Consider the following 16327-nt stretch of genomic DNA (forward strand, 5'->3'; position numbering starts at 1 on the left):
GCGACACCGGTGATGAGGATCCGCTTCGAACGTCCGTTTACCATTTTTTCCAGGGAGCTTTGTTGCTCAACCAGAGGTCTTCCAAATATCGCTTGTCGCGCAACGTATCCATTGGATGCCAGAACCCATCGTGAAAGAAAACGCTCATCTGGCCATCCTTTGCCAAATTAATCATGGGTTCTCTTTCCCAGATCGTTGCATCTCCCTCGACGTAATTTCCGATCTTGGGCGATAGAACAAAAAAACCGCCATTGATCCAACCGCCGTCGCCGCGCGGCTTTTCCTGAAAGCCGGTTACTCGGGTCCCAACGTAGTTGATTGCACCAAAGCGTCCGGGAGGCTGGGTCGCCGTCACGGTTGCAAGTCGTCCTTCGCGACGATGGAATGCGATACTCTCGGTGATGTTGATGTCCGACACACCATCGCCATAGGTGACGCAGAACGCCTCGTCTTGTCCGAGATAGGGCAGAATTCTCTTGATGCGGCCCCCGATCATCGTCTCCTCACCGGTGTCGATCAAGGTGACTTTCCAGGGCTCGGAGTGGTTTTCCAGAACTTCCATCTTGTGTTCCCGCATGTCGAAGGTAACGTTCGACTGATGCAGGAAGTAGTTGGAGAAATATTCCTTGATCACATACCCCTTATAACCAAGACAAATAATGAAATCATTGATGCCGTGGCTGCTGTAGATCTTCATGATGTGCCACAGGATCGGCTTGCCGCCGATCTCGATCATGGGCTTGGGTCGGATGTCAGTCTCTTCCGCAAAACGCGTTCCCAGACCGCCAGCCAATAGCACTGCCTTCATCGGTCGCCCTTGAAACACTGATTGTGTTCACGAAAATCGCCGCCTGTTGCGCCGCAGCGATAATCTCACCAGCATTTAAATACGATAATTAAATAAGATCAAGTTTAATTTCCCGCGCGAGATATTTAATTTCTCTTTCGCGACAAGCGGGCATGAGTTTCGCGCCGCTAACACCACTCACCACCGTGACGAAGAGCCAAAAGAGGGTCCGTTTTCCGCACATGTAGCTTTCGCGAGGAAACAGTCCTCCGCTCATCCCATCGCCCGAACCATTTCGCCAACCGACCGGGGTCGGAGACGTCGGGCACATAGGCTTCCTGCACCCGCATTCTCGGCCATGCGGCGGGGCGCCAGGAAGCCTGGAAATGAATTATTGCGCAGTTTGCGGACTCGACGATGCGATCATCTCCGCGCAATAGATCGGCATCTGGGGCCCAATCCACGAGCGCACGAAGGTTCAACATCTCGTCAATAGTCGGCGGTTCCTCGAATCAGGTTGGTCTCGCAACCGGAACCTTACCGGCCAATCGTCGATGACCGACCACCGCAGGGCGTGCGCCCACGACGGTACTTGAGCGCGCGCGTGCGGACGGCTTTGCTTTACCGAACTACACCATCGCTGCGGACGCGACCAAAGCTTATAGCGTTCGTCGCATGTTCACAGTCACGATGTCCGTGCGGGAAGGCAATTTTTCGTTCGGCCCCCACAACGGTGAAACGGCCATAATCTCTTCAGCTCGCCTGCCCCGCCGAACTGGGGTTCGAGGGCCCGCCCCCACGTCGCGCCGGACAAAGCTCGCCGACGCGCGACACGCGCTCGACCTATGAGCGCACGCTTTTTCGTACCCTCCGCCCCCCTGCTGCTGGCCGATCTGCAGGATCAGCGCTCCTTGAACGCCCGCCCCGCCTGATCCTGCAGCGGCTTGAGCAGGTATGAAAGCGCGGTCCGACCTGCCGTCTTGATGAAGACCTCGACCGGCATGCCGGGCACGAGCTTGGCCGAGCCGAGCTTCGCCAGTTCGTCCGGCTTCAGCAGGACGCGGCCCGTATAGTAGCTCGTGCCCGCACGCTGATCCTGCGTGATGTCTGCCGAGACCATGCTGACCTCGCCGTCGATTTCGGGCGTGGTCTTCTGGTTGAACGCCGCGAAGCGCATCGTCGCGGTCTGCCCCACATAGACCTGGTCGATATCCTTCGGCGCGATCTTGACCTCGACCGCAAGCGAGTCCGCGTCGGGCACGATCAACATGATTTGCTCGCCGGGCGAGATAACACCCCCGACGGTGTGGACGCTGAGCTCGTGGACGCGGCCGGATTGTGGCGCCCTGATATCGACGCGATTCAACTGGTCGACCGCTGCAGTCTTGCGCTCGCCCAGCTCGGAGAGTTTCGAGCGCGTCTCGATCAGGTCCTTGCCGACCTCCGTGCGCAGATCCTGGTCGATCTGAATGATCTGGAGCCCGATTTCGGAGATCTTGCCCTTCGACTGAGCAATCATTCCTGCGAGCTGGCTCCGCTCGCCTTCGATGCGGGCGGAGTCGCGCTCGAGGGAATTGAGCCGCGTGATCGGCACCAGATTTTTCTGCCAGAGGCTGCGCACGCCCTCCAGCTCCTGGCGGATGAATTCGACTTCCTTCTGCTTGGCTTCGGTCTGCCCCATGTATCCCTTGATCTCGTTTTCCAGCTGCGCGCTTTTCTCCTGGAGCTGCGCTTTTTGGCCGCTCCTTGCCTGACGGCGAAGGTCGAACAGCTTCCGCTCCGCAGTGATCGCACGGCTCGCCTCGGAGTTGCTCTCCTTGGCCCGGTCGAGCAGCGCCTTGGGAAACACGACCTGCTCGGCACCATCGCGCTCGGCCTCGAGACGAGCCTGCCGTGCCAGCAGCTCATCGATGCTGTTGGTGACGATCGTCGCATTCGCGAGCGTCTGCGTCTGGTCGAGGCGGATCAAGACGTCGCCTGCATTGACGCGATCGCCCTGGCGCACACGCAACTCGCCCACGATTCCGCCAGTGGCGTGCTGGACCTTCTTGACGCTCGAATCCACGACGACCACGCCCTGAGCGATCACCGCGCCCGACAATTGGCTCGTTGTTGCCCAACCGCCGATCCCAAAAGTCACCAGACCGAACATGATCATGCCCACGATCATGTAACGCTGGATGGATTGCATCGCCGGCGCCACCTGGCTGTTCATCGGCTGCCTCCTTGAGCTTCCGCGACCACCTTGAGCGGCACGGGATTTCGCAATACCTTCTTGAGCACCTCCTCTCGCTTGCCGAAGGACTGAACCCTGCCGTCCCCGAGGCACAAGACGTGATCGACGGCTTCGAGCGCCTTCGGACGATGGGCGACGATGACGACGATCCCGCCGCGGCGACGCACGTTCAGGATCGCCTCTGTCAGCGCCTCCTCGCCCTCGGCATCGAGATTGGAGGAGGGCTCATCGAGCACGACCAGGAACGGTTTGCCGTAGAAGGCACGTGCGAGCCCGATGCGCTGCCGCTGCCCCGCCGATAGCGCCAATCCTCCCTCGCCAATTTTCGTGCTGTAGCCATCCGGAAGGGAGAGAATGAGATCGTGCGCGCCCGCGGCATGCGCGGCCTCCAGAACGGCGGCGGCCGTCGCCTGCGGATCGAACCGCGCGATGTTCATCGCAATGCTGCCGTCGAACAATTCGACATCCTGAGGCAAGTAGCCGATATGCTTGCCGAGGGCGTCGGAAGACCAATGCTCGAGCGCGGCATTGTCCAGCCGTATCCGGCCTCGAATGCACGGCCATACTCCCACCAGCGCTCGTGCCAGCGTCGATTTTCCGGATCCGCTCGGCCCAATGATTCCGACCGCCTGGCCGCTCCGCAGTTGGAACGAGACTTCGTTGATGGTGGGCCTCTCCGAGTTTGGAGCGCCAATATAGACATGCTCGACCGTGAGCGTTTCAACAGGAGGAGGCAACGCCAGCCGCTCCTCCTCGCCGGGCAGCAGCTTCAGCAAAGCATCAAGCCGTTGTCCCGATTGCCGCGCAGCGACGAACCCTTTCCAGTTCGCAATCGCCATTTCGACGGGCGCCAAGGCCCGCGCGGTGAGGATCGATCCGGCAATGATGATGCCGGCCGTGGATTCCTGGTTGATGACGAGGACTGCGCCAACGGCAAGAACCAGCGATTGCAGGATCGCTCGGAAGATCTTGGAGGCGCCCCCGAGCCCGTTTGCGACATCGCTGGCCCGCTCGTGCGCCGCCAGATATTTCGCGTTGACATCCCGCCACCGCAACGCCGCCTGCTGCCGCATGCCCATGGCCTGCAGCACCTCGGCATTTCGTCGGCCCTCGATCGCGAGGGCCGTTCGCGAGACTGCGAGGCGCGAGGACGCCTTGGCCGGTCCCCGCGTCCGGGTTTCCGTCAGCATCGTAATGCCGACAAGCACCAGCGCGCCGGCCAGCGCGGTAACGCCGATCCAAAAGTGAAAGAGAAAGCAAACGCCGAGATAGATCGGCATCCAGGGCAGATCGAAGAGCGCAGTCGGTCCGCCGCTCGACAGGAAGCTGCGGACCTGATCGAGATCCCGCACCGGCTGCAAGCCGTCGCCATCGGCCCTCGTCTTCAAAGGCAGACGAACAAGCGCGTCGAATATGCGAATGCCGAGCCTTTCATCGAAATACCGGCCGACCCGCGCGCTGATCCTGCTCCTGACGAGGTCGAGCCCACCCTGGAACAGGTAAAGAACCGTAGCCAGAACCATCAGGGCGACCAAAGTCGGTATGCTGCGTCCGGGCAGCACGCGATCATAGACTTGCAGCATGAAGAACGAGCCGGTGAGCATGAGGAGATTGCTCATCCCGCTGAAGGTCGCGAGCGCCCAGAATATCCTGCGGCACGACTGCAGGAATGCCGAAATCTCCGACTGCGGCTCCTCATAATTCTTCGCCGGCCGGAAGCGGTCGACGAATATCCGTTGCCGAAGGACTTCAACCAGGCGCCTTGCCCAGCCGACGAGTCGCGACGTCGACCGCTCGGCATCGTCCGTCAGCCGGCGCCCGGCCGACCAAAGTCCCGACAAATGCATAATTGGGATTCGATAAAGATTCGAGGGCGGGGAGATCATCCCCCGCCGTCCAGCGTCAGTCATGTGCCTGCCCTTTAGTCATGCCTTTGTCGGGGGATCCCCCAAGAGATCCCCCGAGGCAGTTGTTGAGTACCAGCTAGTGTGGCCGAGTCGTCCTCTACGCGAAGTGGAAGTCGTGGCTGTTCAGCTTGTCGAGCTGGGTGTTCTTCAGCGTGAGGGTGTCGCTCCCCGCCGCGATAACGACGTCGTGGCCTGACTGGGCCGCGTGGGAGAGAACGCTCGCAAAACTGTCGAACACGCTCTTGCTGAACTCGATCGTGTCGTGAGCAGGTCCGCTGACAGCGAAGTCCTTGATGACGTCCTGGCCGAAGTTCGACGCAAACTGGAACGTATCCGCTCCCGCTTTGCCGACCATGACATCATTGCCGCTGGTGCCGGTCAGCGTGTCGCTGTGGCCCGAGCCGATGACCGCCTGGCCAGAGCTGGTCCCGACCACGTGGCCCGTGGTGCCGACCTGCTCCGCGGTAAAGGCGTGGCTCTTGCCCGACAGATCGGAGGTCTGGAAGCTCCACTTGCCGTCGGCTCCCGTGGTGGCCGAACCGACCGAGGTCGTGCCGTCAAACAGCTTGATCTCGCTGTTGGGATCGGCCGTGCCCTTGATGGTTGCGGTGTGATCCCAGTGCTGACGCACATTGGTCACTTCGACGGTCGAGGCGTCCTTGCCGCCGCTGTGCGAGCCGATCGGCGGATCGATCGGCTGCGACAAGGCGCTGGTGTTGCCGGCGGCGTCGGTGGCCGTCGCAGTGAAGGTGTGTGACCCGTGCTTGAGATTCGGGGTCGTCACGCTGAAGCTGCCATCGGTTGCAGCCGTCGTGGTGCCAAGCAGGGTCGTGCCCTCATAGAGCTTGACCAGGCTGCCGGCTTCCGCCGTACCGGATACCGTTGCGCGATTATGCGTCGTCGGATCGCTCAGCAGCACCGGAGCATCGGGGGCAGCGGTATCCACCGTGACGTCCAGTGCAGTCGATGCCTTGCTGGTAACGCCGGACACCGTGTCCGTCGCAGTGAAGCCGTGCTTGCCATCCGGCAGCGCGCCGGTGGTGTAGTGCCACGCTCCGCTGGAATCCGCTGTGACCGTGCCAAGCTGGGTGGCGCCGTCGAACACTTTGACCGTGCTGTTGGCAACCGCAGTCCCGTCCAGGGTCAACGTCTTGTCGCTGGTGATGTGATCACCGGCGACACCGCTGTCCGTCGAGAAAGAGGCGATCTGCGGTGCGGCCGGCGCAGTGGTGCCCGTGCCCGATGTGCCGGAGCCGGACGTGCCTGAACCGGACGTGCCCGAGCCGGACGTGCCCGAGCCAGACGTGCCGGAGCCGGACGTGCCCGAACCGGACGTACCCGAACCGGACGTACCCGAACCGGATGAGCCGGACGATCCAATGACAGGATCAAAAGGCGCTGACGCGGCGCTTACGTTGCCCGCAACGTCGGTCGCCGTGGCCGTAAGAGCGTGCGTGCCGGCCGCCAGAGCAGCCGTCGTCAGCGTCCAGGCCCCTGTAGCGTTCGTCGTAGCGGTACCGACCTGAGTCGTGCCGTCATACACCTTGATCGTGCTGTTGGCTTCGGCGGTCCCGGACGCCACCACCTGATTGGCGCTATTCACGGTGTCGCTCGCGATTGTCGGTGCAGCCGGCGCCTTGGTGTCGACGGTGACCGCCAGTGCCGCCGACGCAGCGCTGACCTGGCCCGACGAGTTCGTCGCGGTCGCCGTCAGCGTATGCTTTGCGTCGGTCAAGACCTGGGTGATGTAATCCCAAGTTCCGGTCGAAGTCGCCGTCGTCGAACCGATCTGGGTCGTACCATCGTAGATTTTGACCGTGCTGCCGGCAGCAGCGGTGCCCTTGAGCTCGAGCGTGCTGTCGTTGGTGATCTTGTCCCCGGCAACACCGCTATCGGTCGAGAACGAGGCTATAGTGGGTGCACCCGGTGCCGTCGGTGTGGTGGGTACCGTCGGAGTGGTGGGAGCAGTCCCCGACAACGGCTGCGGCGGAGGGATAAGAGCGCCCGGAACGAGCTGACCGTCCACGATCGTTGCCCAGCGCACATTGTCCCACTGGGTAATATTTAATGTGGCGCCTTCATAACCAGCCGGAACCGAGATGGAAAACGGCGCAGAACCAAATGAGTCCTGTATGAAATACACATCTTTGAGGGCGACGTTGTATGTGTGACCGGGTCCCGCATCCGCGTTAATACGCAGACCAAACGGACCACCTTCGAATACATCGTTAGCGAACGTGAAGTTTCCGTCAAAATAGTCCGCAACGAAGAGTCCGGCGGTCGCATTTTGGTCGTGGGACACGATCATCGTATTTGTGATGGTCACATTGCCATGGCCGCCGGGAGCATAGGCCTGAATACCGTCCGCGTGATCTCCCGGCAGTCCCGTCGTTTCGATGTACGAGTTATTGATGCTTACGGTCCCACTACCACCAATGCGCACACCTTCCTGTGAATTGATACGGACGTCGTCGATGCTGAATGAGCCGGTGCCTACGACGGACGCGGTATCGCCGGTGTCGGTAATACTCTTGTTCGAAATCGTCCCGCCATTTGGAACGTTGACCGAATTCGAAGTAGTAACCCCGCTAAACATCGGGTCATTCCAGCTCAGAGGAATGGATGCCATCTAATTTCTCCTGGTAGTTTTCGATCTGGTTTGTCCCCGGTACGCGCCCAACCTTCCCCCGAGCGTCGGTACCGCAAGTGCGACGCCGCTGGCGCGGCGCCGTTGGTTGGTCTTTCTCGATTGGCAGAGGCTTTTTTGCGACGACATGACGGCCTGCTCAAGGTGATTATTGGCTGACGTCGCCAAGCGGCAAACAAATTTAAATAAGGCCACAATTACTTAATCAAGTAAGGCACTCGCGTGGGAGCAACAGTTACACGGAGAAATCAACAACATCGAGGAATACTGGTATGGACGCCTGCTCCCATGGCGCGCTTCATTTCGCCTGGTTCGACTGCCACTCGACGATGCCAGGCGCTCGACCTGCTGGCAAACCTCTTCGCCTCGCGGGCACGCGAACTCTGCAGTTTGTCGGAGATCTCGATGAGACCGTGCGCGGATCAACCGGACCGCTGCGGCCCGCGCGGCATCCGCCGCCCCGCCTCGGCTTTTTCACCGTCTAGGAGCTCGTCGATGATTTAGGCGGTTCGATACCGAGTCAGATTGGGATCGGCAAGTTTTCTGGGGCAGGACGATTCGACGCTTCTGCGGGTGTCGCCTGAACGGCGAATGAGGCCTTTCCGTTCGAGCGTGACGATCATCTGATGGACTGAGGGCGGGCTAAGATCGAAGTGACGCTGCATGTCGGCTTCAGCGGGGGGCCGTCCGAACATATGCGAGGACCGCACGCAGAGCCGACAATTGCTTCTGCGCCTCCAATGGTCGGAAGCCGTTATTGGCTTTAATCATACCGGCCACTACTGATCGCGGGCCAAATCGGCATCCCACCAACGTTTGACGTTGCGCTGACGCGGCGAATGGTCCGATCATGCTTTCGGCGATGCCGGTACAGGCGAGCGATGGACGGAGCTCCTTTGGCAGCGTCAACCGGACGACCGTCAGGAGACCGTCGAGGCCTTCGGGCATACTGGCCGCTACGCCGGCGCATTGCTGGTCGGGTCGACGCCGAGATTGCGGATCAATTGTTCAGCCGTGACGGCGTCATCGCTGGCGGTCTCATGACGCTCTTTCGGCAGCAGGCGCTCCATGATGTTGCGCGCCTTGTGGATCTGGCACCGTTGGATCGCTGCGGCCGAACCGAAGGTGAGGCGGATCGCTTTAGATAACGCCTTCGGCCGTCGGCGATGAACGGTCTTGGCACGTCGCGGCAAGCCCGCGCGAGACCAGGTTGTCCAGCGGGGCCTAAACCTTTGTGGCTTTCTCGGTCGCCCGATGCTTGTTGCCTTGGCCGTTACCCAATCGCGGCGACCAGCACGAGATCCTCGCCGAGATTCAGCCCGTCGATTTGGACGACCAGAAGGTCGAGCGCGGGGCGGCAGCCATGAAGTCGGCCGGCCGCCCCGCCGCCAGCGCGACGAACCGCCGCGAGGCCGACGGCTTCGAAACCCCCGATCCGGGCGGTGCCGGCACGTCACCTTCAGTGCGGCTGAACCAGCGCGTCGACACATTGATCGGCATCAGGTTCATCGCCCAACGACCGAGCCAATCCTCCTGCGCCGCCGCCATTTCACCAGCTCGGGATCGTGACCTCCCGGCCGTCACCCGGGCGATCGAGCTCGATCTTGCTGACGTCAAAGCGGATCCGTCCCCGCGTTCGGTCCAACGATGCGGCCGCCGGGCCGGGTCGCAACCGTGGCAACGCGCAGGCCGCTGTGACATCCGCCTCCATCGTCGTGCCAATCGTCTGCCGTCAATCAACTAAATCAAAACAAATTAATTAGATAAAAAACAAAATAAATCGCTCGACCGCCCGCTCATTCGGCGGTATTTCCTCGTAGTCCAACCCGGAAGTCAGGCAATCTCCGCTTTAGCGTTGCTACTAGGGGAGAAGCGGACATGGCTCGGGCAGGCGCTTAGTGAGGTACACGTCATAGGAGGGTTTGAGGGACCTATTGGGCATTTTAAGTGGCAACGTTGAACAAAGTCGATCAGGTCTGATGAGCGCGTCCGGATGTCTCGTCATGGGAGAGCATATAGAGGGTACAGCGCCCGGCTGGCTACAATTTGGCACCTACACGCCAACTCAATCTGGAATGGTAATCCCGCATGGAACTGACAACGAGGCCGCTTAATCCGCCCCCTAAGTCGACGTGCTTGGTCACAGGTGGGGCGGGCTACATCGGAGGTCACACAGTCCTCGCCCTTCTCGATGCGGGACATGAAGTTATCGTTCTCGACGACTTGTCCACGGGCTTCCGCTGGTCCGTCCCAAACACCGCTAAACTTATCATAGGCGACGTGGGCGATTTTGACCTGGTCTGTCGCGTGATTAGGACAAACGGGATAACTTCTATCCTACATTTCGCGGCGAAGACGGTCGTCCCGGATTCGGTGCGAGACCCGCTCGGCTATTACTTGGCGAATGCTGTGAAAACTCAAACGCTTCTGGCCGCCACAATAAGCGAAAAGGTCGGTAATTTCATATTTTCTTCGAGCGCCGCGATTTACGGAAATTCAGAATCGTTTGTTTCGGAAGCCCAGAAGGCTGATCCCCAATCACCATATGGCCGGTCAAAGTACATGGCCGAGTGCATGATCGAGGATACAGGGGCAGCGCACCAGATGCGTTATGCTATTCTACGATACTTCAACGTGGCCGGCGCCGATCCAAAAGGCCGAATGGGTCAATCAACGAAGAATGCTACTCATCTCATTAAGGTGGCGATCGAAACAGCTCTCGGGAAAAGACCCTGCATGGAAATCTTCGGAAACGACTATCCTACACCCGATGGATTTGCCGTCAGAGACTACATCCACGTTGCAGATTTAGCGGACGCTCACGTCCTGGCACTCAGCCGTCTGCAACGAGGGACAGGCAGCTTCACCGTAAATTGCGGGTATGGTCGGGGTTATTCGGTTAAAGAGGTTGTCGATATCGTCAAGGCATTAACTGGAATTGATTTTAAGGTTAGGTTAGCCCCGCGCCGAGCTGGGGACTTGGCATCGGTGGTCGCCAATAGTGATCAGCTTAGATCATTCGGTTGGCGCCCCCGTTTTGACGAACTATCAACAATGGTGCGACATGCCTACCAGTGGGAGATGGAGCTGGCAAGCAAAAGGCATTGAGAAACCTGAGTACTAGGTAACGGCTCGGTCAGAATCCAACTCGCTTCGGAGGGGCGATCCTCGATCCCGGTACAAGCAACCCATTTACAATCGTGGCGTAACGAACGTTGTCCCAGAGCATAATGTGATTCACGTGCCCGCCATAATCCCTGAGCAAGAACGGGCCGTATTGGAATGGACCGACGAAGTATACGTTCCTTAGGTAAACGAAATTGTCGCCCCCGCTGTCGGGATGCACGCGCAACCCATAGGGACCGCTGATAAAAACGACATCCTGCAAATCGATCGTGCCCGTCCAGTTATCTGCGACAAAGATGCCAGCGGTCGCGTCGTGGTTGTAAGAATAAAACGTTGTATTTCTGATGGTTATGGCCCCACGGTTGCCCGGTGCATAGGTCTGCAGACCGTCAGCGTGATCGCCAGATATGCCTTGTGCCTCGATGTAGCAATTGCTGATGTTGAATGCCCCCGAACCACTGACGCGAATGCCCTCCCTCGAAAGGATGCGGCAGTAATCGATGGTATTGTTGCCGCTCATCCCGATGCTTGCCGGTTCAGAGACCTGCTCCCTAATTGAAGTACGAAAAAGGTTCTGGCCCCTACTGAGCCAAAGCCCGCTGGTTTTTTCTGTCATCCCTGTGAAGATCGCATCGTTGAAGGTGAGCGGGATAGAGCCGACAGGCGTGCTTTGCGGGGCATCGTTGATCGATACTGCGTCAGCGTTGTCGCCAGAACCATTTGTTGCTCCGACGTTCAACGCGATGCTGCCCACGCTCTTGCCGAGAGCAACAATACCAGCTGCCGTGACGGTCCGGTCCGACCTCATGCAATGACTGCCGGACGACGTATACCCGCTCGCACATTGCCCCACTTTCGGGATGGCAGGTTTGGCGTCGGTTGAGGGCCGGCAATATGAGGCCGAGGACGAATAACCCGCTGGGCATGTATGACCGCCCTTCGGCAACGGCATCGCCGCTATGCCGACAATGATTACCAGTGGAACGAACATTAAGACCAGCTTAGCTAAGACCAGCTTAGCCGCGAACCGGGGCCGACGGGCGGACTCGCTGGCGCGCCGCTTCCGACTAACAGGCCAAACTCGCACCAGTTGGATCACATGGAGGACCTTTCTTTTTGCATTTTAGCTTAGTATCCGGCCGCGACAGACCTGCGGCAAATCCGGCTGCAGCCCTCTTTCTCTTAACATGTACCAAGTACCGGCCCGGCCCGTCTTGTGATAGATCTCCTTGAAGTGGCCTTTGGCCTGCATTACCGATGCTTCGGCGCCCGGTCTTAAGTGCTCGTGAATTTCGATGACCAGCGATCCGATGCGGTCGATCCATCCGGCACAGCTCTCGAAGACCTCTCTCTCTGCTCCCTCAACATCCATCTTGAGGACGTCGACTCGCGGCATGTCGTAGCGCCGCATGATCTCCGGAAGCGTCAGTCCATCAATACGTCCATCGGCCGATGCCATGGTCTGCATCCCCCACGATCCGGTGCCGGGGTCGAACATGTCAAGCTTCGCATTCTCCTTCCAGACTGCAGCCTGAAGCGGTTGAATGTTCGGGTAGGGCCTGGTGTTCTCAACCAACAGTTCGAAGTTTGCCGCGTCCGGTTCGATTGCCGCGATTCGCGCGTTGGGCCATCTATTTGCAAAGTAGATCGATGCAAAGCCAATATTCGCGCCGGCATCGATTATGGTTGAAGGGGGCTCTGGAGGATTGAACAAGTACTCATGCTGCTGAAAGATGTCGTGGAAGACTCGGTGGTCTGACGATCGCATTCTGATCGTGAAAGGTTGCTTGACCCCATTTATTTGCACGCGAACGCGTTTCGGATGCCCTGTCAGGCCAAACCTCGCAATACTCGAGACACCGCCAAATCCGAATTCAGTATAGTACGCACGTAAACCGGCGAGAAGCCCCATTTCTTGCCTCCCATCTTTCTGAAACTGTCACGGCACTTACAAATTCCATTGGATAGATCAGGAAACATCTTCACAGGCCGGGACGAGTGACCCAATGGGAATGAGCGTCTTGCGCCGCGGACGGTGTGGAAGCGAACCCCTTATTGTAGTCGAACATCCACATGCCGCTACCGAGCAGGAAGATGAGCAAGACGTAAGGAGCATCCCACAAGTGGACTGTGCAGGCGGCGAAAGCCAGTCCGCAAAGCGTGATGATAAGACCCTTTCGGCATTGCGCTACCTCAAACGAGAGGTTTCTCAGCCGGCCCAGACCAAAGCAAACCGAAAGAAAAGCGCCAGCCGTAAACAACAAGCCGGGGATACCGTACCGAACGGCGGTTTCCAACCAGAAGTTATCGATGCTGCCGGGCATCCACTCGGGACGATCCCAGTCATATAGAGCAGTTCCAAAGATCGGGTGCGCCATCACTGATCCCGTGCCGTACTGCCAGATGAGCACTCGCATGTAGGACGTGTCCGCATTGAACGTCAGGTATGAAATGAAGACCTCAAAAGGAGTTCGGTTGGAAAGGACGTTCACGACAAGATAGGCACTGATCATCAGTAAGGCCAATATTGCCCAACGTCGCGTCAAGGTCACAGTAACTTTGTCCCAAGCGATAAACATGGCCTGAACGACAACCGATAGGAGAGCACCGGAGGAAAGCGAAAAGAATACCGCCATCACCACAGGGCCCAAGGCTAATCGCCCCATTTGGCGCCGGGCGGCGCCAAATGCGTAATAGCTCAAGGCGAATGCACTTGAACACACGACACCAAACAAGATCTGGTGTTCGAAGGGGCCCTGAGCGCGTCTAAGCCCCATCCGTGGCTCATCATAAACGATCCTGTAGACGGAAAATACCTTGCCAAACAATTCAATCAAGATCGGCGAGCCCGAGATACTTTCATACGCGGCGAATGGCAGCAGAAAAACGACTATGAGTGCCAGACACCTCACCATGTGCTGAAACGCGAAAACATCCCGAACGTATCGCTTTGCAAGCAGGAAGGTTCCGAGCGTCTCGATCACGAAGATCCCTGCGGACTGCAGACCGCTGTCGATGCCGTGCTGGCTCACCAATACGATCGCCGGCCATATCGCCGTCAAAAGCATCAAGATGTCCGGCAGCCGTGTTCGCCCCATCCGTCCAGACAACCACGCTATCAAACACGGAATGAAGGTCGCAACCAGCACGAGCCGGTAAGGGGACAAGCGTATCGAGCCTATATAGATAAGAATCGGCATAGCCAATGAGAAAGCGAAGACCGTAAGAAGCGGAGAGATCTTGGGGCTCCGCGTCTGTTGCGCCGCTGCAACTTGTCGGCCGAAGGGAGGCAACGACCTTCCGACCTGACGAGACCTTTTTGCCGCAATGCTTACCACCGGCTTCCTTCCTATGTGAATGCCTCTGGCCGCCGCACAGGCGTGACGATATTATCGATACTTGAAGCGCATTAGTTGGCGATACAGCCCCAGTTTTGTGCTGATTCTCCAGGCAAAGCCCCGCATCGCATCCGGATCAATCAAGTGCTGGCGCATGTACGTCGTGTCCATGTTGTTCGTCAGGCAAAGACGGGAATAGAGAAAGATTTCGAACCCGCGATGATAGCCAAGCTGGATTGTAAAGAGGTGCGAGTAGCCCGCCTTCAGAGCCGCGTCCCAAACCCGTCGGGAAAAGCGCCCGTATGGAAACGCGAAAAGGGTAACTTGTTGCCCGAGGCGATCCTCCAGCATCGACTTCGACATCGTAAGCTCGCGATCGAGTTCGACATCCGAGACAGTGGTCAAGTCGACATGGGCCATGCCATGCGAGCCAATCACAACGCCGGCCCTGCCAAGTTCCTCAATCATGTCCCAGCTCATGCGTCCCGGCGAGCCTACGAAATCCACAGGGACAAAGGACATGAACCCTGGAATCCGCCCGGTCTCCACGTAACGAGCATAGACATGCGTGTAGTCCGAAAGAAATCCATCGTCGAACGTGAGCAGGACAGCACCGCTGTGACTGGCTTTCGGATCCCCGCAATGCTCCAGAAACGCTTGAGGCGAGACCAGCATGTCCCCGCAAAGCGCGAGATGCGCATCAAATGTTTCATGCGTCAGGCACCACGCATTGGAAGGCGACGCATCCACCAATTCGTGATAGTTGAGGACAATCATAGAGCTTGTATCAGGTCTGAGACCCGTCGGCCCCAAGCCTGCCAATTCAGTTGCGTCTCGTAGGCGTCGCGGCTCGATTGTCTCAAGCGCGCCAGCCTGTTCGGGTTCGCAAAAATCTCCGCAATGACGCCAGCGTAGTCTGACTTGCTCGCGTTCGACGGCACCAGTACGCCGGTCGCTCCCTCGCGGACGGCATAAGGAACGCCACCTGTCGCCCGCGCAACGCTCGGGACACCATGAGCTGCGGCTTCGCACAACACGATGGGGAAGCAGTCCGCGCGAGTCGGCAACAGAAAGAAATCCGCATCGCGATAGAGTTGCTCGAGCCGGCTGCGCTGTGCAGGATCATTCTTGTCGAGGTAAGGGATGATCGTCAGGCCCTCCCGGGTAACAGGCTTCGGCGGAGAGCATCCGCAGATCACGAGTTCCGCCTTTACGCCTCTGTCGTTCAGTTCAGCAAGAATCTCGATCGCGGTGTCCGCACCCTTCTCTTTCCAATTGACGCCGATCAGGAGCATCCGACACGGGCCTGGCTTCCGGCATCCAAGCACGGAGTCGCGATCGGGCGCCTCTTTGAGATTGGCCCCCCAAGGAACGACGTGCACCCGCGCAGGATGGGCACCATAATCCCTAATGGCGGATTCGGCCGCCCATTGCGACGGATAGAGGATCAAATCGGCGCGCGCGATTGTATCCCGCTCCAGGCGTTCCGAAGTCTCTCGAGCCGAGCGTGACAGGTTTCGATAATTGGGATGGTAGTCCTCGATAAGCCGAAAAGTCGCATCGGACGCATAGACGAGGGGAACGCCATCGGGCACGCTCCAAGCGAAGGTGGATCCGGCGGGCGCGAAGACGATATCGGCCGACGCGGCGCGGATTTTGCGTACTGCGTCCGCTGCATACTCTGCTACGACAGGGCCCGCCTGGAATGGGGAGATGCCCCGACTGCGAACAGTACGCCGAAGTCTGGAATATACCTTGTATAGAGGCAGGCTTGGTGCGGTCAGCGGTCCGATATGCACGACCTCGTGCCCCTGGCTTGCGAGGGATTTCGACATGTGAAATGGCGTACCGGACCAGAATTTCACCTCGCTCGCATCGCCGATGGTGGCGAATGCAACCCGCCGTGCTGAGCGGCAGCTCGGGATATGTTGGTTGTGATCCATCTTGTTGCCCCCTATGGATTGCGCAACCAGCAGATCGTGCCAAAACGGCACTTGACGAAAAGGTGCGCTGGACTAGTTTCCGCCTGGATTAATGGCTGACAGTCGCCGTGGTCCTCGCTTGGGATGGCCAAGCTAACAGCTCCCCTAGAGCGGACAATTGAAACCCTGCCGAGAGTTTCCAACCCGATCGCTTCATCAATACTGCCCATGACGACCTCAACCCTTTACGGAGCCCAACTCCCAAATTAATACTTGATTATATATAATCATCAATTAAAAAATACATTAAACTTCCGGCGGGATGAGAGAGCGTCGGGAGCAAGAACCCTCTTCCGGCTATTCC

11 protein-coding genes and 1 pseudogene are annotated in these 16327 nt (G+C 58.7%); 1 reads left to right on the forward strand and 11 read right to left on the reverse strand.

Annotated elements, in window-relative coordinates:
• Positions 1-37 precede the first annotated feature (37 nt).
• The 6 genes and pseudogenes from rfbF to P6U28_RS21905 form a co-directional block, all read right to left on the reverse strand.
• On the reverse strand, positions 38-808 hold the full coding sequence (gene rfbF / locus P6U28_RS21880; RefSeq protein WP_122402132.1) for a glucose-1-phosphate cytidylyltransferase: 771 nt from the start codon (positions 806-808) through the stop codon (positions 38-40).
• Positions 809-1688: 880 nt separating this feature from the next.
• A complete protein-coding gene (locus P6U28_RS21885) occupies positions 1689-3002 on the reverse strand; it encodes an HlyD family type I secretion periplasmic adaptor subunit (RefSeq protein WP_209296111.1) in 1314 nt (437 codons plus the stop codon).
• Positions 2999-4933, reverse strand: a complete 1935-nt coding sequence (locus tag P6U28_RS21890; RefSeq protein ID WP_407119845.1) for a type I secretion system permease/ATPase — start codon at positions 4931-4933, stop codon at positions 2999-3001. The genes P6U28_RS21885 and P6U28_RS21890 overlap by 4 nt, the downstream gene beginning before the upstream one ends.
• 94 nt (positions 4934-5027) lie before the next feature.
• Complete coding sequence (locus P6U28_RS21895; protein ID WP_407119846.1) at positions 5028-7559, reverse strand: Ig-like domain-containing protein; 2532 nt, start codon at positions 7557-7559, stop codon at positions 5028-5030.
• Positions 7560-8077: 518 nt separating this feature from the next.
• Positions 8078-8272 (reverse strand): helix-turn-helix domain-containing protein, encoded by a 195-nt coding sequence (locus P6U28_RS21900; protein WP_407119847.1) that lies wholly within the window; start codon positions 8270-8272, stop codon positions 8078-8080.
• Positions 8250-9306, reverse strand: a pseudogene (locus tag P6U28_RS21905) (transposase); the annotation flags it as partial. The pseudogene P6U28_RS21905 and the gene P6U28_RS21900, both read right to left, overlap by 23 nt.
• Before the next feature lie 359 nt (positions 9307-9665).
• Between P6U28_RS21905 and galE the strand changes: the two are divergent.
• Positions 9666-10685, forward strand: a complete 1020-nt coding sequence (galE, locus tag P6U28_RS21910; RefSeq protein ID WP_407119848.1) for a UDP-glucose 4-epimerase GalE — start codon at positions 9666-9668, stop codon at positions 10683-10685.
• A gap of 28 nt (positions 10686-10713) precedes the next feature.
• On the opposite strand, the gene P6U28_RS21915 is transcribed toward galE, so the two are convergent.
• The 5 genes from P6U28_RS21915 to P6U28_RS21935 all read right to left on the reverse strand — a co-directional run bounded on the left by P6U28_RS21915 (position 10714) and on the right by P6U28_RS21935 (position 15984).
• Complete coding sequence (locus tag P6U28_RS21915) at positions 10714-11511, reverse strand: right-handed parallel beta-helix repeat-containing protein (RefSeq protein WP_407119849.1); 798 nt, start codon at positions 11509-11511, stop codon at positions 10714-10716.
• Between the two features lie 315 nt (positions 11512-11826).
• Positions 11827-12615: an FkbM family methyltransferase gene (locus P6U28_RS21920; protein ID WP_407119850.1), complete on the reverse strand. Its 789-nt coding sequence runs from the start codon at positions 12613-12615 to the stop codon at positions 11827-11829.
• A gap of 70 nt (positions 12616-12685) precedes the next feature.
• Positions 12686-13771 (reverse strand): O-antigen ligase family protein, encoded by a 1086-nt coding sequence (locus tag P6U28_RS21925; protein WP_407119851.1) that lies wholly within the window; start codon positions 13769-13771, stop codon positions 12686-12688.
• A gap of 321 nt (positions 13772-14092) precedes the next feature.
• A complete protein-coding gene (locus tag P6U28_RS21930) occupies positions 14093-14818 on the reverse strand; it encodes a polysaccharide deacetylase family protein (RefSeq protein ID WP_407119853.1) in 726 nt (241 codons plus the stop codon).
• Positions 14815-15984, reverse strand: a complete 1170-nt coding sequence (locus P6U28_RS21935; RefSeq protein WP_407119854.1) for a glycosyltransferase family 4 protein — start codon at positions 15982-15984, stop codon at positions 14815-14817. The genes P6U28_RS21930 and P6U28_RS21935 overlap by 4 nt, the downstream gene beginning before the upstream one ends.
• Positions 15985-16327 lie beyond the last annotated feature (343 nt).

Origin of the sequence: Bradyrhizobium sp. STM 3561, from assembly GCF_045571455.1 — a bacterium.
Classification (GTDB): Bacteria; Pseudomonadota; Alphaproteobacteria; order Rhizobiales; family Xanthobacteraceae; genus Bradyrhizobium; species Bradyrhizobium vignae.

Excerpts from the sequence above, each read along its gene's own strand:
- P6U28_RS21890 (WP_407119845.1), bottom strand. The coding sequence starts at position 4,933 with ATGACTGACGCTGGACGGCGGGGGATGATCTCCCCGCCCTCGAATCTT.
- P6U28_RS21895 (WP_407119846.1), bottom strand. The coding sequence starts at position 7,559 with ATGGCATCCATTCCTCTGAGCTGGAATGACCCGATGTTTAGCGGGGTT.
- P6U28_RS21885 (WP_209296111.1), bottom strand. The coding sequence starts at position 3,002 with ATGAACAGCCAGGTGGCGCCGGCGATGCAATCCATCCAGCGTTACATG.
- galE (WP_407119848.1), top strand. The coding sequence starts at position 9,666 with ATGGAACTGACAACGAGGCCGCTTAATCCGCCCCCTAAGTCGACGTGC.
- P6U28_RS21920 (WP_407119850.1), bottom strand. The coding sequence starts at position 12,615 with ATGGGGCTTCTCGCCGGTTTACGTGCGTACTATACTGAATTCGGATTT.
- P6U28_RS21915 (WP_407119849.1), bottom strand. The coding sequence starts at position 11,511 with ATGAGGTCGGACCGGACCGTCACGGCAGCTGGTATTGTTGCTCTCGGC.
- P6U28_RS21925 (WP_407119851.1), bottom strand. The coding sequence starts at position 13,771 with ATGCTTTTGACGGCGATATGGCCGGCGATCGTATTGGTGAGCCAGCAC.
- P6U28_RS21900 (WP_407119847.1), bottom strand. The coding sequence starts at position 8,272 with ATGTTCGGACGGCCCCCCGCTGAAGCCGACATGCAGCGTCACTTCGAT.
- rfbF (WP_122402132.1), bottom strand. The coding sequence starts at position 808 with ATGAAGGCAGTGCTATTGGCTGGCGGTCTGGGAACGCGTTTTGCGGAA.
- P6U28_RS21930 (WP_407119853.1), bottom strand. The coding sequence starts at position 14,818 with ATGATTGTCCTCAACTATCACGAATTGGTGGATGCGTCGCCTTCCAAT.
- P6U28_RS21935 (WP_407119854.1), bottom strand. The coding sequence starts at position 15,984 with ATGGATCACAACCAACATATCCCGAGCTGCCGCTCAGCACGGCGGGTT.